Here is a 26932-nt window from a genome sequence, read left to right as displayed (position 1 = left end):
AGACGCCTCGCTCGGTCTCACGAAAGTGAGCGGGCGAGGCGTAGATGTCGGTGACGCTGCTCGAAGCGAGATCCGGCACGTTGGGACGAACGGCGATGGCGACACGACGAGAGAAAGACGAGGCACGGAAGGCCCAGAAGAAGGGCTCTGCGCCGGATTCCGCCCCGGATTCGGGTGCGGATGCCTCGCTCGCGGTGCGCAAGGGGAGCGATCTCGACGTGGCGCCGAGCGCGGACGAAGCCGGCGAAGAGCACGACGAAGCTGCGGAAGGCTCGGAGGAGCAGGCTGCGGGCGAAGAGGCTGGGGAAGACGCCGAGGTCGCGGCGGCGCGGCAGCTCGGGACCGATCGCTACGTGATGGCGGGGTTCTTCGGGGCGGCGATCCTCGGCGCGTACGTGCTTGGCAAGGCCATCCACGGGATCTGGGGCAACCTCTCGAACCGGGACTGGTTCAGCCGGGCGGTGCCTGCGCTGGCGGCGGTCGCGGACGAGGACAAGGCGACGTATGCGACTGTGATCGCCGGCGTCATCGCGGTCATCGTCACGCTGCGGACCTATCGTCGTCCGGACGTACGCGAGTGGACGGACGAGGTCGCTTCGGAGCTGATCAAGGTCAAGTGGCCGACCAAGAAGGACGTCACGAACTCAACCATGGTGGTCATTGCGGCGAGTGCCGTGGCCACCCTTTATCTCGCGCTGCTCGACCGGTTGTGGTCGTTCGTGACGGGCATCGTCTACGGCACTGGAAGCTAGGGCCGTTCGGGAGCCACGCGCCATGGCGAAGAAGTGGTACGTCATTCATACCTACTCGGGATACGAGGCGAAGGTGCGCGATGCGCTCCAGCAGCGAGCGAAGCAGCACGGCCTCGAGGACAAGATTGGCGAGATCTTGATCCCGCATGAAACGGTCACGGAGAATCGCCCGGGGGGCAAGCAGCGGGTTCGTCAGAAGCTCAGCTTGCCTGGCTACATCTTTGCCGAGATGGAGATGAGCGAGACGGTGTGGCACCTCGTGAAGGACACGCCGAAGGTGACGGGCTTCATCGGCAACCAGACGCCGCAAGAGGTCCCGGCCCCGCAGATCGAGAGTCTGCGTCGAGGCATCGTGGAGGGCGCGGTCAAGCCGAAGCCCAAGCTCACGTTCGAGGTCGGCGAGGAGGTTCGCGTGCTCGACGGCGCGTTCGCCAACTTCACCGGGACCGTGGACGACGTGAAGATGGATAAGCAGAAGCTGAAGGTCAAGGTGTCGATCTTCGGCCGTCCGACCAGCGTGGAGCTCGATTTTTCGGCGGTGGAGAAGCGCTGAGCGACGCTCCGGGTCGGTACGAACAAGGTAGACGCAGCACAGAACGGGTAAAGCAATGGCGAAGAAGGTCACCGGGTACGTCAAGCTTCAGCTCCCTGCGGGGAAGGCCAACCCCTCGCCGCCGGTCGGTCCTGCGCTCGGCCAGCACGGCGTGAACATCATGGCGTTCTGCAAGGACTTCAACTCGCGGACCGCCTCGCAGGGCGACATGATCATCCCGGTGGTGATCACGGTCTATTCGGACCGGTCGTTCACGTTCATCTTGAAGACGCCGCCCGCGTCGGTCCTTCTCAAGAAGGCCGCGGGGCTCGAGACCAAGAAGAAGCCTGGTTCGGGTTCGAAGGAGCCGAACAAGGTGAAGGTTGGTCAGGTGACGCGCAAGCAGCTCCAGGAGCTTGCGCAGATGAAGATGCAGGACATGAACACGACGAACCTCGATTCGGCGATGCGCAGCATGGCGGGCACGGCCCGCTCGATGGGCATCACGATCGTCGACTGAGTTCGTCCTTCGCGCGTTCTGTCGCATCTCCGTTCGTCGGAGAAGCCGGCGACGAACGCGCGGCCGCGTGAAAGCGCGGCTCGATAAGAGCACCCCCCCACGTTGGGAGGAGAGCACCACGGTTAAAACGGCGCACCGTGGGAGGCGTAAGCCGATACAACAGGAGGGCAGATGCCGAAAGTCGCCAAGAAACGCGCTGCGGCCCAGGCCATGGTGGACCGCACGCGCAAGTACACGCTTCAAGAAGCGTGTGCACTCGTCAAGCAGGCTGCATCGGCGAAGTTCGACGAGACCGTCGACATCGCAGTGCGGCTGGGCGTGAACCCGCGTCACGCGGACCAGATGGTTCGCGGCGCCGTGGTCATGCCGGCAGGAACGGGCCAGTCGGTCCGCGTCCTCGTCTTCGCCAAGGGCGAAAAGGCGAAGGAAGCGGAAGCGGCGGGCGCCGATTTCGTCGGTGAGGCCGACCTGGTGAACAAGATCCAGGAAGGCTTCATGGACTTCGACCGCGTGATCGCGACGCCCGACATGATGGGTTTGGTCGGTAAGCTCGGTCGTATCCTCGGTCCGCGAGGCCTCATGCCGAACCCGAAGGTCGGCACCGTCACCGTCGACGTGAAGACGGCGGTGTCCGAAGCGAAGGCCGGCAAGGTGGAGTACCGCGTCGAGAAGGCGGGCATCGTGCACGCTCGGATCGGCAAGGTCTCCTTCAAGGAGGACGCGCTCGCCAAGAACGCGGAGGCCTTGATTCAGGCTCTCATCCGCGCGAAGCCGTCGACGGCGAAGGGGATTTATCTCCGGAGCATCACGTTGTCTTCGACGATGGGGCCGGGCGTCCGGATCGACCCGGTGCACCTCAGCGACAAGGGTGAGGAGGGCTGATCATGGAGCGCACGGAGAAAGAGGCTCTGGTCGGCGAGGTCAAGCAGCGCTTCGATCGCATGACCTCGGCGGTCTTCCTCGACTTCACGGGTCTCAACGTCGCCGTGGTCACGAAGCTGCGCGACGAGTTCCGGAAGGCGGGCGTCGAGTATCGAGTCGTGAAAAACACGCTCGTTCGTCACGCGATCAAGCATCACGCGTGGTCGAAGAAGCTCGACGATACGCTTGTCGGGATGACCGGGATCGCCTGGAGTTACGAGGATCCCAGCGCGGCCGCCAAGGTCGTGAAGGCCTTCCGCAAGGACAAGGATCACGAGAAGCTGAAGATCAAGGCGGGCCTCATCGAGGGCCAGATTCTCGACGCCGAGGGCGTGGAGAATCAGCTCGCGACGATGCCCGGCAAGGACGAGCTCAGGGCGACGCTGCTTGCCACGTTGCAGGCGCCTCTCCAGCAGTTCTTGCAGCAGCTCAATGCGCCTCTTCAGAACTTCGCGTACCTGTTGAAGGCCAAGGAGGACGCGGCGGGCGGGGCGGGCTGAGCCCACGTTCCGAGTCCGATCGTGGTCGGGGAGAAGGGGGACCGGAGGTGGTCCGGAGCTCCAAACGCTCGACCAGTGAGAAAGGGCATTGCGCCCTTCGGGTTTTGATCTACAGACGCGCCCCGGGGTACTCATCCCACCGCGGCGCGCAGACGGTTTGAAGGAGTCTCGTCATGGCTGAGATCACGCGGGAGCAGGTCGTCGATTACCTTTCCAACCTGCCGGTCATCCAGATCGCCGAGCTCATCAAGGAGCTCGAGAACAAGTGGGGCGTGAAGGCTGCACCGGCGGCGGTGGCGGTGGCTGCTGCTCCTGGTGGCGGTGGTGCTGAGGCTGCGCCGAAGGCCGAGGAGAAGACCGAGTTCGACGTCGTGCTGGCGAACGCCGGCGCGAACAAGATCGCGGTCATCAAGGCGGTCCGCGAGATCACGGGCCTTGGCCTCAAGGAGGCGAAGGACCTGGTCGAGGGCGCGCCCAAGAACGTGAAGGAAGCGGTCTCCAAGGCCGACGCCGAGGAGATGAAGAAGAAGCTCGCCGAGGCAGGTGCGACGGTCGAGCTCAAGTAAGGATCCGGGCTTCCCGTTCAGGGACAGCGCGATCCGCCATGCGACGGCGGCAGGGGCGAACGTCCCTGCCGCGCGTCGAGTTTTGTCTTTGGGGGGTTTGCTGCTGCGTCTGTCGCGTGATTCGAGCGCGTCTTCCAGGTCGCGGTAGCACAGCCGAGTTTGTCCGTCGCCGGGACCTTTGATGGCTGTTTCGTAGCTTCGAGGCTGATGCTCGGTTCGTGGAGCGCGCGGGGAACGAGCCCTGCGCACCCGTAGGAGCCGGAGGAATATCGATGCCGTCGGTCGTCCAATCCAACTTCCGCATCCGTAAGAATCTGGGGCGCGTTCGTCGCATCATCGACGTTCCGAACCTGATCGACATCCAGAAGTCCAGCTACGACAAGTTCCTCCAGATGAACGTCCCGCCGCACGAGCGGGAGGAAGTCGGGCTCCAGGCGGTGTTCCGCTCGGTGTTCCCCATCAAGGACTTCAACGGGACGAGCGAGCTCGTCTTCGTTTCGTACAACCTCGAGCCGCCGAAGTACGACGTCGAGGAGTGCCGCCAGCGAGGCATGACCTACGCGGCGCCGATCAAGGTCACCAACCAGCTCATGATCTACGACACCCGTGACGGCGGAGAACGCATCGTCCGGGACATCAAGGAGCAGGAGGTGTACTTCGGCGAGCTGCCGCTGATGACCGAGACGGGCACGTTCATCATCAACGGCACCGAGCGCGTCGTCGTCAGCCAGCTCCACCGCTCGCCCGGCGTGTTCTTCGATCACGACAAGGGCAAGACGCACTCGAGCGGCAAGCTGCTCTACTCGGCGCGCGTCATCCCGTACCGCGGCTCGTGGCTCGATTTCGAGTTCGATCCGAAGGACATCATCTACGTGCGCATCGACCGTCGCCGGAAGATGCACGCGACCGTCCTCCTGCGCGCGCTCGGTTACTCGACGCAGGATCTCCTGAACTACTTCTACTCGACGGAGACCGTCTACCTCGAGAAGGGCGGCAAGTACGCGAAGAGCATCGAGTACGACCTCCTCGCCGGTCAGCGCGCGACGCGTGACATCAAGATCAAGGAAGATGTCATCGTCAAGAAGAACACGAAGTTCACGCGCGCCGCGATTCGCAAGATGAAGGAGGCGAAGCTCGAGCGCATGCAGGTCGAGACCGAGGAGCTCGTCGGCAAGGTCGCGGCGCACGACGTCGTCGATCCGGAGACGGGCGAGGTCATCGTCGAGGTGAACGAGGAGCTCACGGACGCCAAGCTCGAGCGCATCCGCGAGGCGAAGCTCGAGAGCTTCCGCATCCTCTTCATCGACGGCCTCAACGTCGGCTCGTACCTCCGCGACACGCTGCTCGCCGACAAGGTGAAGACGCAGGAGGACTCGATCCTCGAGATCTATCGTCGCCTCCGCCCGGGTGATCCGCCCACGCTCGAGACGGCGAAGACGCTCTTCCACAACCTGTTCTTCAACCCGGAGCGTTACGACCTCTCGAAGGTCGGCCGGCTGAAGCTGAACTACAAGTTCTACCGGGATCTGCCGGAGGGCCAGCGCCCGAACCTCGATCTCACGGTGCTCACGCCGCAGGACATCCTGGAGACGGTCCGGCACCTCATCGAACTCAAGAACGGCCGCGGCTCGGTCGACGACATCGACCACCTCGGCAACCGCCGCGTGCGCGCGGTCGGCGAGCTCATGGAGAACCAGTACCGCATCGGCCTGGTCCGCATGGAGCGCGCGATCAAGGAGCGCATGAGCATGTCGCAGGAGATCGACACGCTCATGCCGCACGACCTGATCAACGCGAAGCCCGTGAGCGCGGTGGTCAAGGAGTACTTCGGGAGCTCGCAGCTCTCGCAGTTCATGGACCAGACGAACCCGCTCTCCGAGGTCACGCACAAGCGTCGTTTGTCCGCCCTCGGTCCGGGCGGCCTCACGCGCGAGCGCGCGGGCTTCGAGGTGCGCGACGTCCACGCCACGCACTACGGCCGCATCTGCCCGATCGAGACGCCGGAAGGCCCGAACATCGGCCTCATCGCGTCGCTCTCGACGTTTGCCCGCGTGAACGAGTTCGGCTTCGTCGAGACGCCCTACCGCAAGGTGACGGAGAGCACGGTGACCGACGAGGTCGTCTGGCTCAGCGCGCTCGAGGAAGAGGGCAAGTACATCGCGCAGGCGACGGCCGCGCTCGATGATGGTCGCAAGTTCCGCGAGAACGTGGTCTCGGCGCGTCTGAACGGCGATTTCAAGATCGTCGCGTCGGACATGATCGAGCTCATGGACATCGCGCCGAACCAGATGGTGAGCGTCGCGGCCGCGCTCGTGCCGTTCCTCGAGCACGACGACGCGAACCGCGCGCTCATGGGCGCGAACATGCAGCGCCAGGCGGTGCCGCTCATCAAGAGCGAGGCTCCGCTCGTCGGCACGGGCATGGAGAACCGGCTCGCGCGGGACTCGGGCGTGTGCGTCGTGGCGCGCCGTCCGGGCATCGTGGAGAGCGTCGACGCGACGCGCATCGTGGTGCGCGCGGCGGGTGAGGGCGCCGAGGTGCCGGACATCTACCACCTCATGAAGTACCAGCGCTCGAACCAGTCGACCTGCTACACGCAGAAGCCGATCGTTCGCACGGGCGACATCGTGAAGGCCGGCGACGTGCTCGCGGACGGCCCGTCGACGGACATGGGCGAGCTCGCGCTGGGGCAGAACGTGCTCGTCGCGTTCATGCCGTGGCAGGGCTACAACTTCGAGGACTCGATCCTGGTCTCGGAGCGCATCGCGAAGGACGACGTGTTCACCTCGATCCACATCGAGGAGTTCGAGTGCGTCGCGCGCGACACGAAGCTCGGCAAGGAGGAGATCACGCGCGACATCCCGAACGTCGGCGAGGAGGCCCTGAAGGACCTCGACGACTCGGGCATCGTGCGGATCGGCGCCGAGGTTCGTCCGGGCGACATCCTCGTCGGCAAGATCACGCCGAAGGGCGAGACGCAGCTCTCCCCCGAGGAGAAGCTGCTCCGCGCGATCTTCGGCGAGAAGGCCGGCGACGTGCGCGACAGCTCGCTCAAGGTCCCGCCGGGCGTGAGCGGCATCGTGATCAACGCGCGCGTCTTCTCGCGCAAGGGCACGGAGAAGGACGACCGCGCGCGGGACATCGAGGATCAGGAGCGCGCTCGGATCGAGCGGACGCGCGACGAGGAGATCAAGATCCTGCGCGACTCGTTCTATCGCCGGGTCCGCGAGATCCTGGTCGGCAAGACGACGAACGGGAAGCTCGTCGACGACAAGGGCAAGGTCCTGCTCCAGAAGGGCGATGAGATCACCGAGGCGGCCCTCGCCGAGATCCCGCGCCGTTACTGGGGCGAGATCCCGGTGGAGGAGACGGACCGGATCCAGAACATCCTTCGGGATCTGGAGGACCTCGTCCGCACGCGCGAGGAGCACTTCCGCGACAAGATCGAGCGCCTGTCGAAGGGCGACGAGCTGCCGCCGGGCGTGATCAAGATGGTGAAGGTCTACATCGCCATCAAGCGCAAGCTCCAGGTCGGCGACAAGATGGCAGGCCGCCACGGCAACAAGGGCGTCATCAGCCGGATCCTTCCGGAGGAGGACATGCCCTACCTGCAGGACGGTCGGCCGGTGGACATCGTGCTGAACCCGCTCGGTGTGCCGAGCCGCATGAACGTCGGTCAGATCCTGGAGATCCACCTCGGCTGGGGCGCCTACGAGCTCGGCCGGCAGATCCAGCAGATGATCGAGGATCAGAAGGCGGGCGCCGAGATCCGCAATCGTCTGGCGGAGGTCTACGCCAACGACGAGGAGAGCGCGGCGATCGTCGCGTCGATGGACGAGGGTGACGCGGTGCGGGCCGGGCGCAAAGTTCGTCACGGCGTGTTCGTCGCGTCGCCGGTCTTCGACGGCGCGACCGAGGAGGACATCAAGGGCGCGCTCGCGCTCGCGGGTCTGCCGAGCTCGGGCCAGGCGATCCTGTTCGATGGTCGCACGGGCGAGGCGTTCGATCAGAACGTCACGGTGGGCATCATGTACATGCTGAAGCTGCACCACCTCGTGGACGACAAGATCCACGCCCGGTCGATCGGTCCCTACTCGCTCGTCACGCAGCAGCCGCTGGGCGGAAAGGCTCAGTTCGGCGGTCAGCGCCTCGGCGAGATGGAGGTGTGGGCGATGGAGGCCTACGGCGCGGCCTATGCGCTGCAGGAGTTCCTCACGGTGAAATCGGACGACGTCATGGGTCGTACGCGCATGTACGAGGCGATCGTCAAGGGCGAGTACACGCTGGAGGCCGGTTTGCCGGAGAGCTTCAACGTGCTCATCAAAGAGCTGCAATCGTTGTGTCTGAACGTCGAGCTGGTCGAGACGGGCCTCGAGGCCTCGGCCGCGGAAGAGGAGTGATGCCGAATGCGTGACATCTTCAGCTTCTTCGAGAAGCCCAAAGATCCGCTGTCGTTCAGCGCCATTCGGATCTCGCTCGCGAGCCCGGAGAAGATCCGGGAGTGGTCGCACGGCGAGGTGAAGAAGCCGGAGACCATCAACTACCGCACGTTCAAGCCGGAGCGGGATGGTCTCTTCTGCGCGAAGATCTTCGGGCCCGTAAAGGACTACGAGTGCAACTGCGGCAAGTACAAGCGCATGAAGCACCGTGGGATCGTGTGCGAGAAGTGCGGCGTCGAGGTCATCCAGTCGAAGGTTCGACGTGAGCGCCTCGGCCACATCTCGCTCGCGACGCCGGTCGCGCACATCTGGTTCCTGAAGAGCCTGCCGTCGCGCATCGGCAACATGCTCGACATCACGCTGAAGGATCTGGAGAAGGTCCTTTATTGCGAGGCGTACATCGTCATCGACCCGAAGGAGACGGGTCTGCAGCGCGGCGACCTCCTCAGCGAGGAGCGCTACCTGCAGATCATCGACGAGTACGGCGACGACAAGATCGCCGCGGGCATGGGCGGCGAGGCCGTGCTCGAGATGCTCAAGCAGGTCGACGTGCACGCGCTCGCGGAGCTGCTCCGCGAGGAGATGCGCAAGGCGACGAGCGAGGCGAAGCGCAAGAAGCTCGCGAAGCGCCTGAAGGTCGTCGAGGCGTTCCGGGAGAGCGGCAACCGGCCCGAGTGGATGATGCTCACGGTCATCCCCGTGCTGCCGCCCGACCTGCGTCCGCTCGTGCCGCTCGACGGTGGTCGGTTCGCGACGAGCGATCTGAACGACCTCTACCGCCGCGTCATCAACCGCAACAACCGCCTGAAGCGGCTGCTCGAGCTCAACGCGCCCGAGATCATCATCCGCAACGAGCGGCGCATGCTCCAGGAGGCGGTCGACGCGCTCTTCGACAACGGCCGCCGCGGCAAGACGATCACGGGCCCGAACAAGCGTCCGCTGAAGAGCCTCAGCGACATGCTGAAGGGCAAGCAGGGTCGCTTCCGTCAGAACCTGCTCGGCAAGCGCGTCGATTACTCGGGCCGTTCGGTCATCGTCGTCGGCCCGACGCTGCGCCTGCACCAGTGCGGTCTGCCGAAGAAGATGGCGCTCGAGCTCTTCAAGCCGTTCATCTACAACAAGCTGGAAGAGCGCGGGTACGTCAACACCATCAAGAGCGCGAAGAAGATGGTGGAGAAGGAGCGTCCCGAGGTCTGGGACATCCTCGAAGAGGTCATCAGCGAGCATCCCGTGCTCCTGAACCGCGCGCCGACGCTCCACCGCCTGGGCATCCAGGCGTTCGAGCCGGTGCTCATCGAGGGCAAGGCGATCCAGCTCCACCCGCTCGTCTGCGCGGCGTTCAACGCCGACTTCGACGGCGACCAGATGGCGGTGCACGTGCCGCTCTCGATCGAGGCGCAGATGGAGGCGCGCGTGCTCATGATGAGCACGAACAACATCCTCTCGCCCGCGAACGGCAAGCCCATCATCAACCCGACGCAGGACATCGTGCTCGGGCTCTACTACGCCACGCGCGAGCGCAAGTTCGCGAAGGGCAGCTTCCGCGAGGGCAGCCTGCGCTTCGGCGCCGACGGCCAGGGCGCGGAGGGGTCGACGGCCGAGGGCTACCTGCGCGGCGTCTACGCATCTCCCGAAGAGGTGCGCATGGCGTACGACGCGGGCGAGGTCGCGCTGCACGCGGGCATCCGCGTTCGCGTGCCGCACATCGACGAGGACGGCAACCCCGTCAAGGACGAGCACGGCCAGATCAAGCGCCGCATCGTGCAGACGACGGTGGGTCGTGTGCTCATCTCCGAGGTCCTGCCGAAGGGCGTGAGCTTCGACTACGCGAACAAGACGCTCGACAAGAAGGCCCTCTCGGCCCTCATCGACGTCTGCTACCGCGTCCACCGCAACAAGGAGACCGTCCTGCTCGCGGACCGGCTCCGCACGCTCGGCTTCGACCACGCGATGCGCGCCGGTATCTCGATCTGCATGGATCACATGGTGATCCCGCCGGCGAAGAAGGACCTCCTCGAGGAGGCGCAGCGCGAGGTCGAGCGCGTCGTCGAGCAGTACCAGGAAGGTCTGATCACCGACGGCGAGCGCTACAACAAGATCGTCGACATCTGGGCCGGCGTGGCGGACGCCGTGACGGCGAAGATGATGGACGGGATCGGCAAGGAGCGCTTCGTCGACCCGGAGACGGGCAAGGAGAGCATCGAGCCGAGCTTCAACCCGATCTACATCATGGCGGACTCGGGCGCGCGTGGTTCGACCCAGCAGATCCGTCAGCTCGCCGCGATGCGTGGCCTCATGGCCAAGCCCTCGGGCGAGATCATCGAGACGCCCATCACGGCGAACTTCCGTGAAGGCCTCACCGTGCTGCAGTACTTCATCTCGACGCACGGCGCGCGTAAGGGCCTCGCGGACACGGCGCTCAAGACGGCGAACTCGGGTTACCTCACCCGGCGTCTCGTCGACGTCGCGCAGGACGCGGTCATCTCCGAGTACGATTGCGCCACGATCGACGGCATCCGCGTGACGAAGCTCGAGGAGGCCGGCGAGGTGATCCAGCCCCTCGGCGACCGCATCCTCGGCCGCGTCGTGCTCGAGGACGTGATCGACCCGCTCACCGGCGAGGTCCTCATCACGGCCAACACCGAGCTCGACGAGGCTTCCGTCAAGCGGATCGAGGACGCGGGCATCGAGGAGGTCGTGATCCGCTCCGTGCTCACCTGCCAGACGCGGCGGGGCGTTTGCGCGCTCTGCTACGGCCGCGACCTCGCGCGTGGCTACCGCGTCAACATCGGCGAGGCGGTCGGCATCATCGCCGCCCAGTCGATCGGCGAGCCCGGCACGCAGCTCACGATGCGCACGTTCCACATCGGTGGTACGGCGGCCCGCGGCAAGATCGAGGCGAGCTACCTCGAGGCCCGGACCGAGGGCACCGTGCGCCTGCGCCGCGCGAACGTGCAGCGCAAGAAGGACGGCTCGATGGTGGTCATGAACCGCCACGGTGAGCTCGTCGTCGTCGACGAGACGGGCCGCGAGCGCGAGCATCACCGCCTGGTCTACGGCGCCAACATGAAGGTCGCCGACGGCCAGCGCGTGAAGCCGGGCGAGCTGCTCGCCGAGTGGGACCAGTTCGCGACGCCGATCCTCACCGAGGTCACCGGCATCGTGAAGTACGGCGATCTCGTCGAGGGTGTCAGCGTCCAGGAGCGTGTCGACGAGGTCACGGGTCTGTCGCGCAAGGTCGTCATCGAGTCCAAGGCGGCCGACCTCCGCCCGCGGATCTCGCTGAAGGATCCGCACTCGAACGCCACCTTGAAGCTCCCGAACAGCGAGCTCGAGGCGCGTTACCTCCTGCCGGTCGGCGCGCACATCGTCGCCCAGCAGGACGACATGATCGAGGCCGGTGACATCATCGCCAAGATCCCGCGCGACACGACGAAGGTGCAGGACATCACCGGTGGTCTGCCCCGCGTCGCCGAGCTCTTCGAGGCCCGCAAGCCGAAGGATCACGCCATCATCAGCGAGATCGACGGCGAGGTCTCCTTCGGCAAGGACACGAAGGGCAAGCGCAAGGTGATCATCACGCCGTTCGGCGCGGATGGGCACCCGCTCGCGGATCAGGCGCGCGAGTACCTGATCCCCAAGGGCAAGCACATCCAGGTGCAGCCCGGCGATCGCGTGCGCGCGGGTGATCCGCTCCAGGACGGCCCGCCGAACCCGCACGACATCCTGCGCGTGAAGGGCGAGAAGGAGCTCGCGGCTTGGCTCGTGAACGAGATCCAGCAGGTCTACCGCCTGCAGGGTGTCGGTATCAACGACAAGCACATCGAGGTCATCGTGCGGCAGATGCTCCGGCGCGTTCGCGTCAAGGACGTCGGCGACACGAACTTCCTCGTGGACGAGCAGGTCGAGAAGCACATCTTCGAGCGCGAGAACGAGCGGGTGCTCGAGCGTGGCGGACGTCCCGCCATCGCCGAGCCGCTGCTCCTCGGCATCACGAAGGCGAGCCTGTCGACCGAGTCGTTCATCAGCGCCTCGTCGTTCCAGGAGACGACCAAGGTGCTCACCGAGGCGGCGATCAGCGGCAAGGTGGACGATCTCCGCGGCCTCAAGGAGAACGTCATCATGGGCCGCCTGATCCCGGCCGGGACGGGCCTGCCTGCCTACAAGCGGCTGCAGGTCATCGTCGAGGGCGAGCAGCCGGTGCGCGAGCGCGCGCCGGCCGCCGAGCCCGCTCCGCCCATGGCGCCGCCGCGGCCTCGCCCCGAGGAGACGCTCACGGCCGTCAACGAGGAGTGAGCAGGGGAGGGGGGTCGTCGTCGGCGACGGCCTCCTGACCCCAAAGACGCACGCCCGCCCTGTCACAAGGCGCGGGCGTGCGCTTTTTGTTCGGCCAGGTACGCGCCGTCCCCCATCGATCCGCCGGATGACTGCTGTTTCGGCTGGTCCAGGGATACCCCGTCCTTGCGGACATGTACTATCTCTGCACTCGCGATGTCCGTGCTCGGCACCAACCAGCGTGTCGCTGATCGCCTGCTCTCCGAGGGCCGGATCGGGGCCGAGGAGCATCGGCGCGCCGTGGATCACGCGAGCCGTCAGCGCGGCCGGATCGAGGACTCGCTCATCGAGCTCGAGATCATGCCCGAGGGTGATCTCCTCAAGTACGTCGCGACGCTGCACAACACGCGGTTCGTCTCGACCGAAAAGCTCGCGAAGGCCGCGATCGAGCCGCGCGTGCTCGGTCGCGTCTTGCCGAAGACCGCGAAGATGCACGGCGTCTTTCCGGTGCTGCTCGACGAGGCGAAATCGGTGCTCTCCGTGGTCACCGCGGATCCCGACAACGACGCTGCGATCCACGAGGTGAAGCTCGCAGCGGGCGTGCGCGAGGTGCGCGCGCTCGTGGCCCGGCCAGCCGCGGTGCGCGCGGCGATCGCGCGGCATTACTTCAAGGAGGCTTCGGCCTTCGAGGCGCTCCTCCGTCCGGTCGCGACGAACGCGCAGACCGGCGACTTCATCGACATCGAGCTCGGCCCTTCGCCGGCGCGCCCTGCGACGGGGCCCATTCCTTCGCCTGCCGCGTCGCCGCGCAGCGCGGCTGCGCAGTCTCCGCCGCCGCCGCGCGCGCCGATGCCCACGTCGCCCTCCGCGACCGGACAAACCAGCCCCACCGGCGCGCGTGAGCAGACGCAGCCCTCGGTGCACACGGGCAGCACGCAGCCTTCCATGAACGGTGGGCACGCGCCGATCGCGGCGACCGCGCAGACGTCGCCGACCGGAGGGCAACCGCCGCCCACGCAGGTGCGCCCGCAAGCCGGATCTGCGCCTTCGAACACGCCGCCGCCGCCTCCGGTCCCGTTGCTCACGCCGATCGAGACGCACGAGTACATCGAGTCGCTCAACGTCCTCGTGAGCTTGCTCGAAGCGAACCGCCAGGATCTGCGCGGTCACTCGGCCGTCGTCGCGCGCCTCTGCCGCCGCACGTGCGAGCGCATTGGACTTGCGCCTGCGCACGTCGCGGCGTTTGTCGTGGCCGCGTACCTGCACGATCTCGGCAAGATGGGCGCGTATCACCTCACTGCGCTGAACGTCGCCGAGTACGAGGGCCACCGCGTCGCGGGGCTCAAGGCCGTCGCGCTCCCTGCGCAGCTCATGGGGTCCGTGGGCTTGCCGGCCGAGACCGTGGCCGCGCTCCAGGCCATGTACGAGCGCTACGATGGCCGCGGCTTGCCGCATGGCCTCGCGGGCAAGGAGATCCCGCTCGGCGCGCGTATCCTCGCCGTCGCGGACACCTACGCCGACCTCACGCAGAACCCGCGCAATCCGTTCCGCAAGATCCTCCGCCCGGCCGAGGCGTGCGACGTGCTCGCCGGTTATCGCGGCACCGTCTTCGATCCGAACATCGTCGACCTCTTCCGGCACGAGGTCACGGGCGACGACATGCGCGCGCGGCTTTTGTCCGAGCGCTACACCGTGCTCGTCATCGATCCGGATCCCGAGGAGACCACGGTGCTCGAGCTTCGCCTCATCGAGCAGGGCTTCGAGGTGCGCGTCGCGCGGACCGTGGCGCAGGCGTGGCGCGAGCTCGAAGGCGGCGAGATCGCGGCCGTCGTCAGCGAGATCGACCTCGAAGAGCCGGAGATGGGCCTCGCGCTCCGGGCCGACGCGCAAAAGGAGTCGTGGGGGCGCGGGATCACGTGGGTGATCCTCACGCGCAAGAACGACCGCCACAGCGCGCAGAGGGCCTTTGATCTCGGCGTGGACGACTTCGTCTCGAAGCCGACGTCCGCGGACATCTTCGCTGCGAAGCTCCGTCAGCTCGTGGAGCGTCGCGTCGCGCGCGGCGGTGGGCGCGGCGTCACGGGATCCCTCGCGGAGATGAGCATCCCGGACATGGTCCAGGTCCTCTGGCATGGCCGCAAGACGTGCGCGCTTCGGATCCAGACGGGCAAGGGCACGGGCGAGATCCACTTCGCCGAGGGGCAGATCGTGGACGCGCGCTGGGAGCAGGTCGTCGGCGAAGAGGCCTTCTACCGGATGCTCCAGTTCCACGAGGGCGAGTTCCGGCTCGAACCGGGCGTCGAGCCCTCGGGCCGTACGATCGCCGTCTCGCCCGAGGCGCTCTTGCTCGAAGGCATGCGCCGCCTCGACGAGGGCATGCTGCACGCTCCGTAAGGGGCGTTCCCGGCCGCCTTCCATTCACGAATCTCCAGCCGCCGTCGGTCCGTGGAGCGTCGAGACGCGTAGAATGAAGGCGCCACGCGCCGTCATGGGGGACGCGCGTGGCGAAGCGTCCCTCGCTCGGCGCTGCCGGGCCCTTGCTTTGGAGAACCGCGATGAAGCTCCTTCGCGCCTTCGCCTTGTCCTTGCCCTTTCTCGTGGTGCCTGCCCTCTACGCGACCGATTCGAATGCGTGCGGCGGCTGTTTCATCACCCAGCAGGAGACCACGCAGGTCACGGGCCACCGCATGGTTCTTTCGATCTCAAACGATCGGACGACCCTTTGGGATCAAATCACCTACGCCGGGGATCCTTCCTCGTTCGCATGGCTCCTGCCGATCAAGGGGCAGGTCGACATCGGGCTCTCGTCCGACGCGGTCTTCGGCGCGCTCGAACAGGCCACGCAGGTCTCGGTCCTCTCGCCCTCGATCAACTGCCTTCCGTCGGGCTGCGTCGGTGCGCCGAGCGCGGGCGGCGACAACTCGGGCACGGGCGGCGGGGGCGGCGCCGGCGTCGAGGTCATCGCCGAGGAGGTCGTCGGTCCCTACGCGACCGTGCAGCTCTCGTCGCAGGATCCGAACGCGCTCGCGAACTGGCTGCTCTCGAACGGCTACAACATCCCGCCCGACATCAAGCCGATCGTCGACGCGTACGTGAACGAGGGCTTCGACTTCCTCGCCCTCAAGCTCGTGCCCGGCCAGGGCATCAACTCGATGCGCCCCGTGCGTGTCACGTCGCCGGGCGCGGTCCCGGTCCTGCCGCTGCGCATGGTCGCCGCGGGCACGGGCGCGATCACGCCGATCACGCTCTGGGTCCTCGCCGAGGGCCGCTACGAGCCGACGAACTTCCCGAGCTTCCAGATCAAGCCCGCGGATCTCGTGTGGAACTGGGACACGCAGTCGAGCAACTACAAGGACCTCAAGCAGCAGAGCTTCGACGCGTCGAGCGGCAAGGCGTGGCTCGTCGAGGCGGGCGAGCCGCTCTCGCGCTTCTGGATCGAGGACAGCCTGAAGTACACGGCCGAATTCGATCCGGAGAACAGCGGCTACGGCGGCGATCCGATGGGCCCGAGCGCGCTCGACGAGTGCGCCGCCGACCTCGACGCGCTCTTCGGCGCGATCCCCGAAAACAGCCTCTGGGTGACGCGCATCCACGCCGAGCTCTCGCGCGAGGCGCTGAAGGCCGACCTCACGCTGGGCGCGTCGAACGACCAGTCGTACGTCGAGCGATGGCTGCAGGTCACGACGGCCGTCGGCACGCCGCCCGCGTGCCCGCCGCCGCCGGATTGGTGCTTCGATCCGGGCCCCGGGCCGGATACCGACCCCGACGTCAACCCCTGGGACAATGGCTTCGGCGTGGGCGAGGACGACCCGAACCTCGGCTCGAAGAGCAACGCGAGCTGCGCCGTCGGCGGCGAGGCGAGCATGCCCGCGGCGCTCGGGCTCCTGGGCGGCGCGATGTTGCTCTCGGTCGCGCGTCGCCGTCGCCGTCGCTAGTCCCCGTCGCGTAGGTTTTTCCGGGCCGTGCGGGCGCGCGGCCCGGCGCGATTTTTTCGCGGATCACCCGTCTTGCCGTTTCGTTCGGGTCGCCCTAGCCTCGTTCGTAGGCGTGGACCGCGTCCATGCGGCCGCGACCCGGAGGAAACATGTACGGTCCCAAAGGTCAGAGCAGCGGCGGTGGGCGTCCGACTGCGGCCCCGAAGAAGGTCACCGTGCCGGACATTCGCGCGCGGAAGGCAGGCGGGCCGCCGATCGCGATGGTGACGGCTTACGACTTCACGATGGCGCGCCTCCTCGACGAGGGCGGCGCGGACATGCTGCTCGTCGGCGACTCGCTCGGCATGGTCGTGCAAGGGCATACGACGACGCTGCCCGTGACGATCGAGGAGATCTGCTACCACGGCCGCGCGGTCGCGCGCGGGGCGCGGCGCGCGCACGTGGTCGGGGACCTGCCGTTCATGAGCTTCCAGCTCTCGCCCGTGCAGGCGCTGGAGAGCGCGGGCCGCTTGATGAAGGACGGCGCGTTCGAGAGCGTGAAGATCGAGGGCGGCGAGGAAGTCGCCGAACACGTGCGCCGCATCGTCACGGCGGGCATTCCGGTCTGCGCGCACATCGGGCTCACGCCGCAGTCCGTGCACGCGATGGGCGGCTTCAAGGTGCAGGGCAAGGGCGAAGATGCGGCCGCGCGGCTCGTGCGGGATGCGCAGGCGCTCGACGAGGCCGGCGCGTACGCGATCGTGCTCGAGGCGATCCCGCCGGATCTCGCGGAGGAGATCACGGCGGCCGTGTCGGTCCCGACGATCGGCATCGGCGCGGGCGCGGGATGTGATGGGCAGGTGCTCGTCTGTTACGACATGCTCGGCATGTACCCGGATCTTCGCCCGCGCTTCGCGAAGCGTTTCGCCGAGGTCGGCGAGCAGATCATGGCGGCGACGCGGGCGTACGTGGAGGAAGTGCAAGCGCGCACGTTCCCCGGCGCCGAGCACAGCTTCAAGCCGAACGGACCACGCCGCATCTCGCCGCCGGCCGAGCCCGCGGCCGCGACTGCGGTGCTGGAGGAGATCCCTCCGCACTGGCAAACGCATTGAGGTTTGGCGGGGGCGGGCCCGGGATCGGAGCCCGCCCTCGCGTTTTGCGCATCAATTGCAGTTGATGCCGCAGACGAGCTCGACCTCGCCGACGCAGATCCCGTCCCAGTTCTGCTCGCAGCAATAAGGATCGGCCTTGCAAACGGCCGCCGCGCACGGGTTGCACGTCGGATCCAGCGCGCCGCCTCCCTGGCAGATCGAGTGCGCGCAGGCGCAGCTCACCCCGCACTTCGCCTTCGCCGCCGCCACGCAGGTCTCGTTCCAGCCCGTCGTGCAGCATTCCGGCTGATCCATGCACACCGACGTGATGCACGGATCCGCGCCGCAGAGCGTGTCCGCGAGGTACGAGCACGCTCCGTTCCACGGCGCGCTCGAGTTCGCGCCGCAGCAGTTCGCGTCCTGCATGCACACCTCGTCCACGCACGACGCGCGGCAAACGTCGGGATCGAGGGCCGCGCCCGTGCCGCAGACCGAGTGCGGGCACTCCGCGCAGGGCCCGCAATCCTCGGCGCACGAGGTGCAGTCCTCGCCGCCGTTGCAGATGCCGTCGCCGCAGAAACAAGCGCCGCAGTCGTTCGGGCACGAGTCGCACGTCTCGCCGTTGCACTCGCCGTTGCCGCAGCAGCCGGCGTTGCAGAGCTGATCGGCGAGCGCCACGCAGTTGCCGCCCCAGAAGTTCTCGCAACACCCCGCGCCCTCCTGCGTCGCGCAGACCTGCGCCACGCAGGCGTTGCAGCCGTCGAGGAGCGGATCGCCCACGGTGCAGACGGCGTGCTGACAGGTATCGCCGCCGCCGGACGAGGACGAGGCGGACGAGGACGAGGCGGACGAGGACGACGACGAGGACGACGACGCGCTGGAGCTCGACGCGCTCGACGAGGAAGACGTGCTCCCGGACGAGGACGACGACGCGTTCATGCCGCCCATCCCGCCGCTGCCCCCGGCGCCGCCTTCACCTCCCGCGCCGGGGTGACTCGGCGAGCCGAAGAGGTCCCTGCCGTCGGCGGTACACCCGGCCGCGGTGAGCGCGGCGATCGCGAGCAAGCGTGTGATTCGCATGTCCTCACTCCTCCGAAGCAAGGATCGCGATGCTACCGCGGTTCAGGCCGTCGTGGACGCCGAACCCTCGCGCTTTTGCCCCACCGCGCGCAGGAACAACTCCAGCACGACGAGGCCGAGCAGACCGAGCGCGACGTACGGCGACGCGTCAATCGAGGGCACGACGCCGCCGAGCGCCTCGGCACGCGCCGCGTCGATCACGCGCCGCGGGCGCAGATCGATCTCGCGCTCGGGGACCGTCGCGACGCGGATCGCGCGCTCGCCGTCGAGGCGCACCTCGTACCGACCCCGGAGCGGCGCCACGGCGCGGCGGCGTCCGTCCTGCTCCACGACCGGGATCGGCCGCCGCGCCTCGCCCGCGCGGACCGGCAATCGCTCGATCGACACGTCCTTGAACCCGTCGAACGTGAACGCGTCGCCGACGTCGATCTGCCGCGCCCCGCCCCGCGCCCGCGCCGTGCCCACGAAGCGGTCGAGCAGCGCGAGGAAGGCCGGCCTGAGGACGAAGTCGCTCTCGTCCACGCTGAGCGGCAGCGACAGCGCGAAGACCGCGCCGCGGCCGAGCGAGCGCCGCAAGAGCAGCGGCGCGCCGTCGTCCCAGCGCGCGAGCAGGTCCGCGTTCGTCACGGCCGCCGGGTCGAACGACGCGCGCCCGTCGGGCGACAGCTTGTTGAGGCCCTCCGCGCTCGGCCCGAAAAACACCGCGCTCGCCGGATCCGCGCCCTGGGACGGGCTCGGCCCCCAGCGCACCACGCCCGGCATGAGCGGATCGAACCCGGCTCCGAGCGGGGCCGTCGCCGCGCGTGGCCCGAACGTCAAGAGCAGCACGCCCCCGCGCTCGACCCACGCCGAAAGCGAGCGCCGCCCTTCCGGCGTGAACCCCGGCACGTCGTCCACGATGAGCCCGGCGAACGCGGCGAGCTCGTCCGCGTGGTCCGGCACCGCGGGAAGCGGCCGCACCTCCGCGTCGAGATGCATCGCCGCGAGGGCCTGCTCGATCGGCGGCGGCCCGCCCGTGGCCACGTGTGTCGAGGCCACGTCCACCACGACCGCGATCGGCAGCGCTCCGCCCGCCGGCACGACCGGCGCCTCGTCGTCCTCCAGGATCGCGTCGCCCGGCGAGAGCCCGACCACGAGCTCCTCCGGCGCGCCGTCCGGCACGTCGAGCGCGACCTCCTCGGCGCGGACTGCGGCCCCGAGCGGCGCCGACGCGAGCACCTTCCCCTCGGCGCGCAGCTCCACCGCCCGACCCGCCGAGGCCGAGATCACCGCCGCGCCCTCGCCCGCGGCGCGCCCCTCGGGGCTGCACACGACCCGCGCCCGCACCTTGCCCGAGCGCAGATCCGCGCGCGTCACCGCGCAGTCGCTGCCCTTGGCTTCGAGCTCCGGCAGCGGCACCCAGAGCGTCGTGTCCGAGCCGCCGCCGAGGGGCGCGGCGTTCGGCGTTCCATCGGCGAGATCGCTCAGAAGAACCACCCGCCGATCGGCGTGCGGCACGCTGCGCAAAAGCTCCCGCGCCAGGGCCAGCGCGCCGTCCAGATCCGTCGCGCGATCCGACGGCTCGATCGTGTCGAGCGCGCCCGTCACGGCCGCCATGTTCGTCGTGGACGCGAGCGCCACGCGCGCGGGCGCGCCCCCGAGGACCACGGCCACCGCGTCGCCGCTGCGCAGGCCCGTCGCGAGCTCCCGCGCCGATGCGAGCGCCCGATCGAACTTCGTCCGTTTCCCCGGCGCGCCCGTCCCGCCTTCCAGCGGCGCGCGCATGCTCAGCGAATCGTCGATCACGATCGCGAGCGCCACCGATGCCCCGTCCTTCCGCGACAGACCGAGCCGCGCGCACCGCACGAACGGCGTCGCGCCGAGCACCGCGAGCAGAACCACGCTGAGCGCTCGCACCGCGAAGAGCGAGCGATCCTCCAGCATGCTCCGCCGCCGGGCCTGAGGCTTCGTCGGCGGCACGAGCTTCGCGGGCGGGAAGGGTTGCTCCTCGGCTTGCCTTCGCCGGAGCAGGTGGGCCGCGACCGGCGCGGCGACGAGCAGCGCCACGAGCAGCGCGGCGATCGTGGCGAAGCTCATGCGCGTGCCTCGGCCACGGCGCGCACCACGGCGCGCACCACGTCGGCGGGAGGCGTGGACGTGATCGACTCGACCCAGCGCCCGCCCCTCGCGGAGAGCTCCGTCGACCAGCGCTCGGCGATCCCGGCGAGCCGCTCCCGATAGATCGCGCGCACCTCCTCGGCGTCCGTCTCCACGACCACGTCGCCCTCGCTCGCGCGGAGCCGCACGTGCCCCGAGAAACCGAGATCCGCCTCGTTCGGATCGAGCACCCGCAGCGCCACGAGCGAGCGCCCGCCGGCCCCGAGCGCCGTGAACGCCGCGAGCGCCCGCTCCGGCAGGTCCACGAAATCACTCACCAGCACGATCACCGCGCCTCGCCGCGCGCGCCGCGCCACCGGGGCGAGGGCCCGCTCCATCGCCGCCTCGTCCGCGCTCGCGTCGCCCGCGGCCGCGGCCCCTTCGAGCGCCCCTGCGACCCTGTCGAACGCCTCGCGCCCGCTCGACGCCGGCAGCGGCAACGTCCCGCGCCCGCCGATCCACGCGAGGCCCACGGGATCCCCCGTCGACAGCGCCACGCGCGCGAGCGCCGCGGCCACGAGCGCCCCGTAGGCGAGCTTTGCGCCCGGGGCGCGGCTGCTGCGGTAGGCCATCGAAGCCGTCGCGTCCACGACGAGCCAGAGCGCGCGATCCGTCTCCGTCTCGAACTCGCGCACCATCATCCGGTCGTGCCGGAGCAGGGCGCGCCGGTCGAAGAACCGCAGATCGTCGCCGGGCACGTAGGGCCTGTGCCCGCCGAACTCCACGCCCGGCCCTTTGCGCACGCTCCGGTGCCCGCCTGCGTACACGCCCTCGGCCAGCGTCCGGGCCTTCAGGCGCAGCGGCGCGAGGCTCCCCCAGTCGATGGGGATCCCGTCCTTTCCGGAGCGCGACGAGGGGCGAAGCTCGGCCATGGGGGGACGGATGAATTACCCCAACGCCAAAGGCCCGCCACGACAAAACTTGTGGCAAGGAGAGGACCGTGCGCGTGTTCTTCTGCGATCACGTGGAGGTCCCGCTTCCGCCCGGGCATCGCTTCCCGATGGCGAAGTACGCGCGCCTTCGCGAGCGCTTGCTGGAGGCGCGCCTGCTCGATCCGACCGACCTCCTGCCCTCCACGCCGGCTGCGGCCCTCGACCTCGAGCGTGTCCACGCGCCGCACTACCTCGAAGGCTTGCTCTCGGGCACGCTCGACCCCCGCATCCTCCGCGCCATCGGTTTTCCCTGGTCCGACGCCCTCCTGCGCCGGTCCCGCGCCAGCGTCTCCGGCACGATCTCCGCGGGCCGCGCCGCCCTCGAAGACGGCATTTCGGGAAACCTCGCCGGCGGAACGCACCACGCGTTCGCCGATCGCGGCGCTGGATTTTGCGTCTTCAACGACATCGCCGTCGCTTGCCGCACCTTGCTCGACGCGGGCGACGTCCGCCGCGTCCTCGTCCTCGACCTCGACGTCCACCAGGGCGACGGCACCGCCGCCATTTTCGGAAACGAGCCCCGCGTCTACACGGCCTCGATCCACGGCGAAAAGAACTTCCCCTTCCACAAGCAGCAAAGCGACCTCGACCTCGCGCTCCCGGACCAGACGGGCGATGACGAATACCTCGCCGCGCTCGAACCGTTCCTCGCCCGCGCGTTCGCCGAATCGAACCCCGATCTCGTGTTTTTCCAGGGCGGCGTGGACGCGCTCGCGGCGGACAAACTGGGCCGGCTCGGCATGACGGCGGCGGGCATGCGCCGGAGGGACGAGCGTGTCCTCGGCGAGGCGCGGCGCCGGGGCATTCCGATCGCGCTCACCCTCGGCGGCGGTTATGCCGATCCCATCGACGCGACGCTCGACGCGCATTGCGGAACGTACGCCGTCGCCCGCGAGGTCTTCGGATGACGCCCTTCCGGACCACGCTGCTGCTCCTCGTGGCCTTGCTCCCGGCGTGCCGGAGCGGCGAATCGGCCGAGCCTTTGCCGACCCCGCCTGCGCCCATGGCATCGGCCGCGCCCTCGGCCGCCATGCCGCGCCGCCCGACGATTCGCCATTACCTCGCCCGCACGGCCGAGCGATGCGAGGTGTATTCGGTCGACCGGGACGTCGTCTCCCCGGCCACGCGCACGGCTTGCCCGCAGGATTTGCACGTGGGCGAGCGTATTCGTGTGATGGGGAAATCGTGCATGCGGGAGGGGAGCAACGAGCGGACGCAGCCGGTGGTTTGTCCGGGGGCGCTGCTTTCGATGGCGGCGCGGCCGGCGGTGGATGGTGGGGGCTGACCGGACGCGCATTTCGTAACGGGCTTCGTTTGCGCTGCCGCCTGCTGTTCTCTCGCTGAACTGCCTTTGCCTCTCGCTTCGGCCCTATGCGGGTCCGTGTCACGCGCACCCGGGCCTTCCTGCCGCCCTCTATTTTGCGTGGAATCCGCGCCTGTCTTTGGCGCCGCCCCTCGTTCTGCGCCGTGACTGCCCCGGGCTCGACATGCCGGACGTCGTTCCCTTGCAAAACCACCCGGGGCCACGTCGGCGGCCACCCTCGGTTTCCCGAAACAGCCCTGGGCCGCTCCCGCGGTCGGGTGTTGTTTTGGCTGAAAACGAAGAGGGGCTCCGCGCGGGTCCTGTCCAGGGGCGAGACGGTCCTCGGCTCGCCGGTTTCCCCCTTGTTCGGCCGCGGAACAGGCTCCGTCTCCCGAGGATGGGGTCGGTTTCGGGTTGCGCGAAATGAGGGGCTCGGCGGGGCCTTGCTGTATCGTGGAACAGGATCACTGAGCAGGGAGTGGGTGGCGCGGGGGGCGTGGGCGGCGCTGGAGGGTTCAGCGAAGAGTCCGGGGAGGCTGGGCACGGCGGAGAGTGATCACCGCTCAGGAATCGCGCCGGACGAGCCTGAAAGTGGCGATTGTCCCGTGGCCTCCCGCAACTTGGCGTACCAATCCGTGCCCTTCAGCGCGGGGCAATCCGACTCCATGCGCGCTTCAAAACAAGCGTAGTGCTCCTCGCGGTCGATGTTCAGCGTCTGGTACTTTTTTCGTAGCGTGTGCTCGCAGCGAATCAGGGCGGTCTCGATGTCATCCCAGAACCGCGCGCCGTGCATGTCTTCGCACGAGGCGCACCAGATCGGGTCGAGCCCCGTGCAAGGCACCTTCTCCGGACAGAGCCCCCGGACGCAGCCGGCCAGGCACGCGTCCGTGTACTCCTCCGCCACCCCTGGGCAATCAACGTTCTTGCAGTACCCCTCGAACAGCTCTTCGAGGTCCTCACACATCTCGTCGCTCGTTCGGCCCGTGCTCCTGGGCTCCCCCCGAGACGCCCCCAGCCCCACGGTGACCAGCGCGACGGCGGCGACGGCGATGTACGGACCGCGGCGTTTCATGGCTGTCTCCCCTGGGCTCTTCGAGCCTACACCACTCCGCGCGGGAAGACGAGCATCCTGCCGCGGATCTCGCAGCTCGGGCGCAGGTCGTTCCTGGTAAAATCACCCGTCACCTCGTTCCCCCCTGCGGCAAAGATCCCCGCATGACGCCTCGTTCGCCGTCGACCGACTTCCCCGCCGCCATTGCGGCCCTCGTGCCCGACATTCGCCAGGTCGTCACGGGTGCATTGCTACGGCAGGGAGCCGATCTGGCTTTGGCCGAGGATCTGATCCAGGACGTGGTCATCACGCTCCTTGGCTGCGCGTCGACCTATCGCCCCGAGCTCGGCGAGCTGCGGCCATGGGTACAGGGCGTCGCGATGAACGTGGTGAAGGACTGCTCTTGAAAGCGGCACCGGTATCAGGCGCGGTTCTGGCCCGATTGCGGGGAGGCCGAGGTGTGCGTGACGAACATGCCCTCCCCCGAACGACACGCGCAGGTGCAGGAGGCCCAGGCGCGTATGGCAAAGAGCCTCGAACGTATGCCGCGCAATCAGCGCGAGGTCTTCCGCCTGATCGCAATCGAAGAGCTCTCGCACCGCGAAGCAGCGGAGCGCCTCGGCATCTCCGAAGCGGCGGCCAAACAGCGTTATCACCGCGCCCGTGAATACCTCACCGATAAGCTCGGCCTCTCGCTCGACGACCACCTCGGCGTGGTCCTCCTGCTTTCGGCATTCGGCGAACCGCCGTCGGAGCCGCGTCGGCTCGAGCGGTGGCGCAAGCTCCACGACCAAGCGTGTCGCGGGGCGCTCCTCGGCAGCGCGATCTGGGCGTTTCTCCTCGCGAGCGTCCAGCCGGTTTCCGCCGTCCATGCACGCGCAGGGCTGCGTGTTCCCCCTGTCCGCGTGGCGCTTGCGCCTGTGCAGGAGGCGGAGACGCGGCTCGCAGATGTCCCCTCGATGCTCCCTCCTGCCGGAGTGGATCGCAAGGCGACGCCCCTTCCGCCCCGCCGCAAGGTCAAGCCCAGGCTCGTGTTTTCAATGGAGGGCATGACGCCCGGAGACCAAGGGGGTTCGTCCCGGTAATGGACGGCCTTGCGGCGCGCGTCGCGCCCCGTGTACCATGAAGGGATGATTCGAGCCTTCGGGGTTCTGACGCTCCTGGCGACGCTCCACGGAGTTGCCCGCGCGGAGACCGGCACGGACGCGGACGTTGCCGCGGCCGTTCGATTCGAGGCCCTCGCGACGATGGGGGACCGCGCGCGCGCCGCGGGGCGGCTCCAGGAAGCGGCCATCGCGTACGGACAGGCCCTGGAGGTGCGGAACGATCCGCTCGTGGCGGGTCGGCTCGGTGTGCTGCTCGTGGAACTAGGCACGCCCGAGCAGGCGCCGGAGCTTCTCCTCGCCGCCATTCAGCGCGCCACGCAGGCATCGACGGCCGAGCGACGAGCATTTTTCCGTGCATTCGAGGCGGCCCAGGCGCAGGGCGCGTGGATCGAGGTGGTCGTTTCGCACGCGGGCGCCTCGGTGCTGCTCGACGGCGTGGCGCGTAATCGAGCGGGACGGTCGGCCTTTTACGTGTTCGTGCTCGCGGGGAAACACGAGATCAAGGCGAGCCTCGCGGGGTATCAGGACGCGGTGGTGACGTTCGAGGCCGAGAGCAAGAAGGATCGGCCGGTCTACGTGACGCTCGTTCCGCTGCCCGAGGCCGAGCCGGTGGAGGCGATTGCGCCCGCCGTGGCAGAGGCGGGGCCGATGAAGATCCAGCGGACGGTCGTGGCGGACGAGGGACAGCTCCCCAAGCAAGAGGATCCCTATGCCTACCCCGACACGGATCCACGTACGGCTGGGCACGAGAGGAAGAGCGGCTTGCGCGGCTCAATCTATGCGGGGCCCGTGGTCGTGTTTGGCGTGGCGACATGGTCGCCTGCGGTGGGGCCCGTGTTCGGTCTGAGCTTGAGGCCCAACGAGAACGTATCGATCGGGCTCGAAGGGCGTGCCGCCTGGGTGCCCGCCGGGGTGGGCGGAGAGCCGATCGACGCGATGACCGCGGGCGGGATCCTGAGCGTTTGTGGACACTACCGCTGGGCCTTCGGCTGCGCGCTCGGACACGTCGGCGTGATCAAGATCGATTTCTCCACCGAGACGTTTACAAGTCGATCCGATACGTTCGTCATGCCCGGCATTGGCGGGCGTCTCGGCGTTAGGTTTGTCCCTTCCCCCTCTTTTGCTGTACAAGCTGCAATCGATGTGCTCGGATTGTCCCGTGGGATCCGGGTCGGCGTGGAAGACACCGTCGTCTCGGAGACGCCGCCGCTGATGGTGGGGACGTCCATCACTGGAAGCTGGGAGTTTTGATCATGCGGAAGGTTCTTTTTTGTGTCGCCTCCATTGTCGTGCCTCTCGCGAGCGCGTGCACCGTGGCACCGGCAGCGTCCTGGGGCGACTGCGATCCGGATCCTCGCTACCCAACGGGAAAGCTGTGCATCGACGCTGGAACCGACGCAGCTCCCGACGCGAGCGACGAAGACGCGGGGCTGCCCGGTTCCGATCCACAAGGCATCGATCCACAGTCGACGAGCTGTGAGCATGGCGGCGGTCGTTGCGTCCCGGTGCCGAGCGGCGGGCAACACGCGGGGCTGTGGAGCAAAGAGCCCATTGCGCTCCTGGTGGGTCCGACGCCCAAGGAGGGCGATCCTCCGCTCGTGTGTCCGAAGGGCACATCGAGCGAGCAATTCCGCCTCTACATGGACCTCGTCGCGCCGCCGGCCGAATGCGGGCCGTGCGAATGCGGGCCCTCGTCGGGCACGTGCACGGAGCTTCCGGCGTCGATCGATGTGCGTGCAGGTGTCTGCGGGGAAGTGGGAGCGGTATCCGTCCCTTTCGACGGACCCGCCGGTTGGGACGGCTCGTGCACCAGC

General features: G+C 68.1%; 20 protein-coding genes. 16 read left to right on the top strand and 4 right to left on the bottom strand.

What is annotated here, in order from left to right:
• Positions 1 to 95 precede the first annotated feature (95 nt).
• From secE to panB, 11 genes are all read left to right on the top strand, one after another.
• Positions 96 to 752, top strand: coding sequence for a preprotein translocase subunit SecE (gene secE, locus QHF84_RS18490; RefSeq protein ID WP_281314647.1), 657 nt, complete (start codon positions 96 to 98; stop codon positions 750 to 752).
• Positions 753 to 774: 22 nt separating this feature from the next.
• Positions 775 to 1305: a transcription termination/antitermination protein NusG gene (gene nusG / locus QHF84_RS18485; RefSeq protein ID WP_281314646.1), complete on the top strand. Its 531-nt coding sequence runs from the start codon at positions 775 to 777 to the stop codon at positions 1303 to 1305.
• Between the two features lie 55 nt (positions 1306 to 1360).
• Positions 1361 to 1804: a 50S ribosomal protein L11 gene (gene rplK, locus QHF84_RS18480; protein WP_272421793.1), complete on the top strand. Its 444-nt coding sequence runs from the start codon at positions 1361 to 1363 to the stop codon at positions 1802 to 1804.
• A 171-nt stretch (positions 1805 to 1975) separates the two neighbouring features.
• The gene (gene rplA / locus QHF84_RS18475; RefSeq protein ID WP_281314645.1) at positions 1976 to 2686 is read left to right on the top strand and encodes a 50S ribosomal protein L1; all 711 of its coding nucleotides are present in this window, start codon (positions 1976 to 1978) and stop codon (positions 2684 to 2686) included.
• A 2-nt stretch (positions 2687 to 2688) separates the two neighbouring features.
• Entirely contained in the window at positions 2689 to 3225 is a 537-nt protein-coding gene (gene rplJ, locus QHF84_RS18470; protein ID WP_281314644.1) for a 50S ribosomal protein L10, read from the top strand.
• A gap of 173 nt (positions 3226 to 3398) precedes the next feature.
• A complete protein-coding gene (gene rplL / locus QHF84_RS18465; RefSeq protein WP_281314643.1) occupies positions 3399 to 3791 on the top strand; it encodes a 50S ribosomal protein L7/L12 in 393 nt (130 codons plus the stop codon).
• 272 nt (positions 3792 to 4063) lie between these two features.
• A complete protein-coding gene (gene rpoB, locus QHF84_RS18460) occupies positions 4064 to 8191 on the top strand; it encodes a DNA-directed RNA polymerase subunit beta (RefSeq protein ID WP_281314642.1) in 4128 nt (1375 codons plus the stop codon).
• Positions 8192 to 8197: 6 nt separating this feature from the next.
• Complete coding sequence (gene rpoC, locus QHF84_RS18455) at positions 8198 to 12526, top strand: DNA-directed RNA polymerase subunit beta' (protein ID WP_281314641.1); 4329 nt, start codon at positions 8198 to 8200, stop codon at positions 12524 to 12526.
• A gap of 195 nt (positions 12527 to 12721) precedes the next feature.
• The gene (locus QHF84_RS18450; protein ID WP_281314640.1) at positions 12722 to 14899 is read left to right on the top strand and encodes a DUF4388 domain-containing protein; all 2178 of its coding nucleotides are present in this window, start codon (positions 12722 to 12724) and stop codon (positions 14897 to 14899) included.
• Positions 14900 to 15060: 161 nt separating this feature from the next.
• Entirely contained in the window at positions 15061 to 16440 is a 1380-nt protein-coding gene (locus tag QHF84_RS18445; protein ID WP_281314639.1) for a DUF2330 domain-containing protein, read from the top strand.
• Between the two features lie 149 nt (positions 16441 to 16589).
• The gene (gene panB, locus QHF84_RS18440; protein WP_281314638.1) at positions 16590 to 17531 is read left to right on the top strand and encodes a 3-methyl-2-oxobutanoate hydroxymethyltransferase; all 942 of its coding nucleotides are present in this window, start codon (positions 16590 to 16592) and stop codon (positions 17529 to 17531) included.
• Between the two features lie 51 nt (positions 17532 to 17582).
• Here the strand turns inward: panB and QHF84_RS18435 are convergent, their stop codons facing one another.
• From QHF84_RS18435 to QHF84_RS18425, 3 genes are read right to left on the bottom strand one after another with little or no spacing between them, the layout of a single operon-like run.
• Entirely contained in the window at positions 17583 to 18590 is a 1008-nt protein-coding gene (locus tag QHF84_RS18435) for a hypothetical protein (RefSeq protein WP_281314637.1), read from the bottom strand.
• A gap of 42 nt (positions 18591 to 18632) precedes the next feature.
• Positions 18633 to 20666, bottom strand: a complete 2034-nt coding sequence (locus QHF84_RS18430) for a BatA and WFA domain-containing protein (RefSeq protein ID WP_281314636.1) — start codon at positions 20664 to 20666, stop codon at positions 18633 to 18635.
• Entirely contained in the window at positions 20663 to 21598 is a 936-nt protein-coding gene (locus QHF84_RS18425) for a DUF58 domain-containing protein (protein WP_281314635.1), read from the bottom strand. Before QHF84_RS18425 ends, QHF84_RS18430 begins: the two co-directional genes overlap by 4 nt.
• A 68-nt stretch (positions 21599 to 21666) precedes the next feature.
• Here QHF84_RS18425 and QHF84_RS18420 point away from each other — a divergent pair, with 68 nt between their 5' ends.
• Both QHF84_RS18420 and QHF84_RS18415 read left to right on the top strand, forming a co-directional pair.
• Positions 21667 to 22566 (top strand): histone deacetylase, encoded by a 900-nt coding sequence (locus tag QHF84_RS18420; protein ID WP_281314634.1) that lies wholly within the window; start codon positions 21667 to 21669, stop codon positions 22564 to 22566.
• Complete coding sequence (locus QHF84_RS18415) at positions 22563 to 22943, top strand: hypothetical protein (protein WP_281314633.1); 381 nt, start codon at positions 22563 to 22565, stop codon at positions 22941 to 22943. The genes QHF84_RS18420 and QHF84_RS18415 overlap by 4 nt, the downstream gene beginning before the upstream one ends.
• A 574-nt stretch (positions 22944 to 23517) precedes the next feature.
• Here the strand turns inward: QHF84_RS18415 and QHF84_RS18410 are convergent.
• Entirely contained in the window at positions 23518 to 24033 is a 516-nt protein-coding gene (locus tag QHF84_RS18410; protein ID WP_281314632.1) for a hypothetical protein, read from the bottom strand.
• Positions 24034 to 24176: 143 nt separating this feature from the next.
• On the opposite strand from QHF84_RS18410, the gene QHF84_RS18405 reads away from it, so the two are divergent.
• From QHF84_RS18405 to QHF84_RS18395, 3 genes are all read left to right on the top strand, one after another.
• On the top strand, positions 24177 to 24419 hold the full coding sequence (locus QHF84_RS18405) for a sigma factor (protein WP_281314631.1): 243 nt from the start codon (positions 24177 to 24179) through the stop codon (positions 24417 to 24419).
• 66 nt (positions 24420 to 24485) lie between these two features.
• Positions 24486 to 25097 carry a sigma-70 family RNA polymerase sigma factor gene (locus QHF84_RS18400; RefSeq protein ID WP_281314777.1) on the top strand — a complete coding sequence of 204 codons (612 nt, stop codon included), beginning with the start codon at positions 24486 to 24488 and terminating at the stop codon, positions 25095 to 25097.
• Between the two features lie 45 nt (positions 25098 to 25142).
• Positions 25143 to 26369 (top strand): hypothetical protein, encoded by a 1227-nt coding sequence (locus tag QHF84_RS18395; protein ID WP_281314630.1) that lies wholly within the window; start codon positions 25143 to 25145, stop codon positions 26367 to 26369.
• Positions 26370 to 26932 lie beyond the last annotated feature (563 nt).

Source organism: Polyangium sp. y55x31, from assembly GCF_029946505.1.
Taxonomy (GTDB): domain Bacteria; phylum Myxococcota_A; class Polyangia; order Polyangiales; family Polyangiaceae; genus Polyangium.
Note: the sequence above shows the minus strand (reverse complement) of the source record. Positions and strands in the feature narration are given on the sequence as shown.

Bases quoted from the DNA above. Each gene is read 5' to 3' on its own strand.
- secE (WP_281314647.1), top strand. From the start codon at position 96: ATGGCGACACGACGAGAGAAAGACGAGGCACGGAAGGCCCAGAAGAAG.
- nusG (WP_281314646.1), top strand. From the start codon at position 775: ATGGCGAAGAAGTGGTACGTCATTCATACCTACTCGGGATACGAGGCG.
- rplK (WP_272421793.1), top strand. From the start codon at position 1,361: ATGGCGAAGAAGGTCACCGGGTACGTCAAGCTTCAGCTCCCTGCGGGG.
- rplA (WP_281314645.1), top strand. From the start codon at position 1,976: ATGCCGAAAGTCGCCAAGAAACGCGCTGCGGCCCAGGCCATGGTGGAC.
- rplJ (WP_281314644.1), top strand. From the start codon at position 2,689: ATGGAGCGCACGGAGAAAGAGGCTCTGGTCGGCGAGGTCAAGCAGCGC.
- rplL (WP_281314643.1), top strand. From the start codon at position 3,399: ATGGCTGAGATCACGCGGGAGCAGGTCGTCGATTACCTTTCCAACCTG.
- rpoB (WP_281314642.1), top strand. From the start codon at position 4,064: ATGCCGTCGGTCGTCCAATCCAACTTCCGCATCCGTAAGAATCTGGGG.
- rpoC (WP_281314641.1), top strand. From the start codon at position 8,198: ATGCGTGACATCTTCAGCTTCTTCGAGAAGCCCAAAGATCCGCTGTCG.
- QHF84_RS18450 (WP_281314640.1), top strand. From the start codon at position 12,722: ATGTCCGTGCTCGGCACCAACCAGCGTGTCGCTGATCGCCTGCTCTCC.
- QHF84_RS18445 (WP_281314639.1), top strand. From the start codon at position 15,061: ATGAAGCTCCTTCGCGCCTTCGCCTTGTCCTTGCCCTTTCTCGTGGTG.
- panB (WP_281314638.1), top strand. From the start codon at position 16,590: ATGTACGGTCCCAAAGGTCAGAGCAGCGGCGGTGGGCGTCCGACTGCG.
- QHF84_RS18435 (WP_281314637.1), bottom strand. From the start codon at position 18,590: ATGCGAATCACACGCTTGCTCGCGATCGCCGCGCTCACCGCGGCCGGG.
- QHF84_RS18430 (WP_281314636.1), bottom strand. From the start codon at position 20,666: ATGAGCTTCGCCACGATCGCCGCGCTGCTCGTGGCGCTGCTCGTCGCC.
- QHF84_RS18425 (WP_281314635.1), bottom strand. From the start codon at position 21,598: ATGGCCGAGCTTCGCCCCTCGTCGCGCTCCGGAAAGGACGGGATCCCC.
- QHF84_RS18415 (WP_281314633.1), top strand. From the start codon at position 22,563: ATGACGCCCTTCCGGACCACGCTGCTGCTCCTCGTGGCCTTGCTCCCG.
- QHF84_RS18410 (WP_281314632.1), bottom strand. From the start codon at position 24,033: ATGAAACGCCGCGGTCCGTACATCGCCGTCGCCGCCGTCGCGCTGGTC.
- QHF84_RS18405 (WP_281314631.1), top strand. From the start codon at position 24,177: ATGACGCCTCGTTCGCCGTCGACCGACTTCCCCGCCGCCATTGCGGCC.
- QHF84_RS18400 (WP_281314777.1), top strand. From the start codon at position 24,486: ATGCCCTCCCCCGAACGACACGCGCAGGTGCAGGAGGCCCAGGCGCGT.
- QHF84_RS18395 (WP_281314630.1), top strand. From the start codon at position 25,143: ATGATTCGAGCCTTCGGGGTTCTGACGCTCCTGGCGACGCTCCACGGA.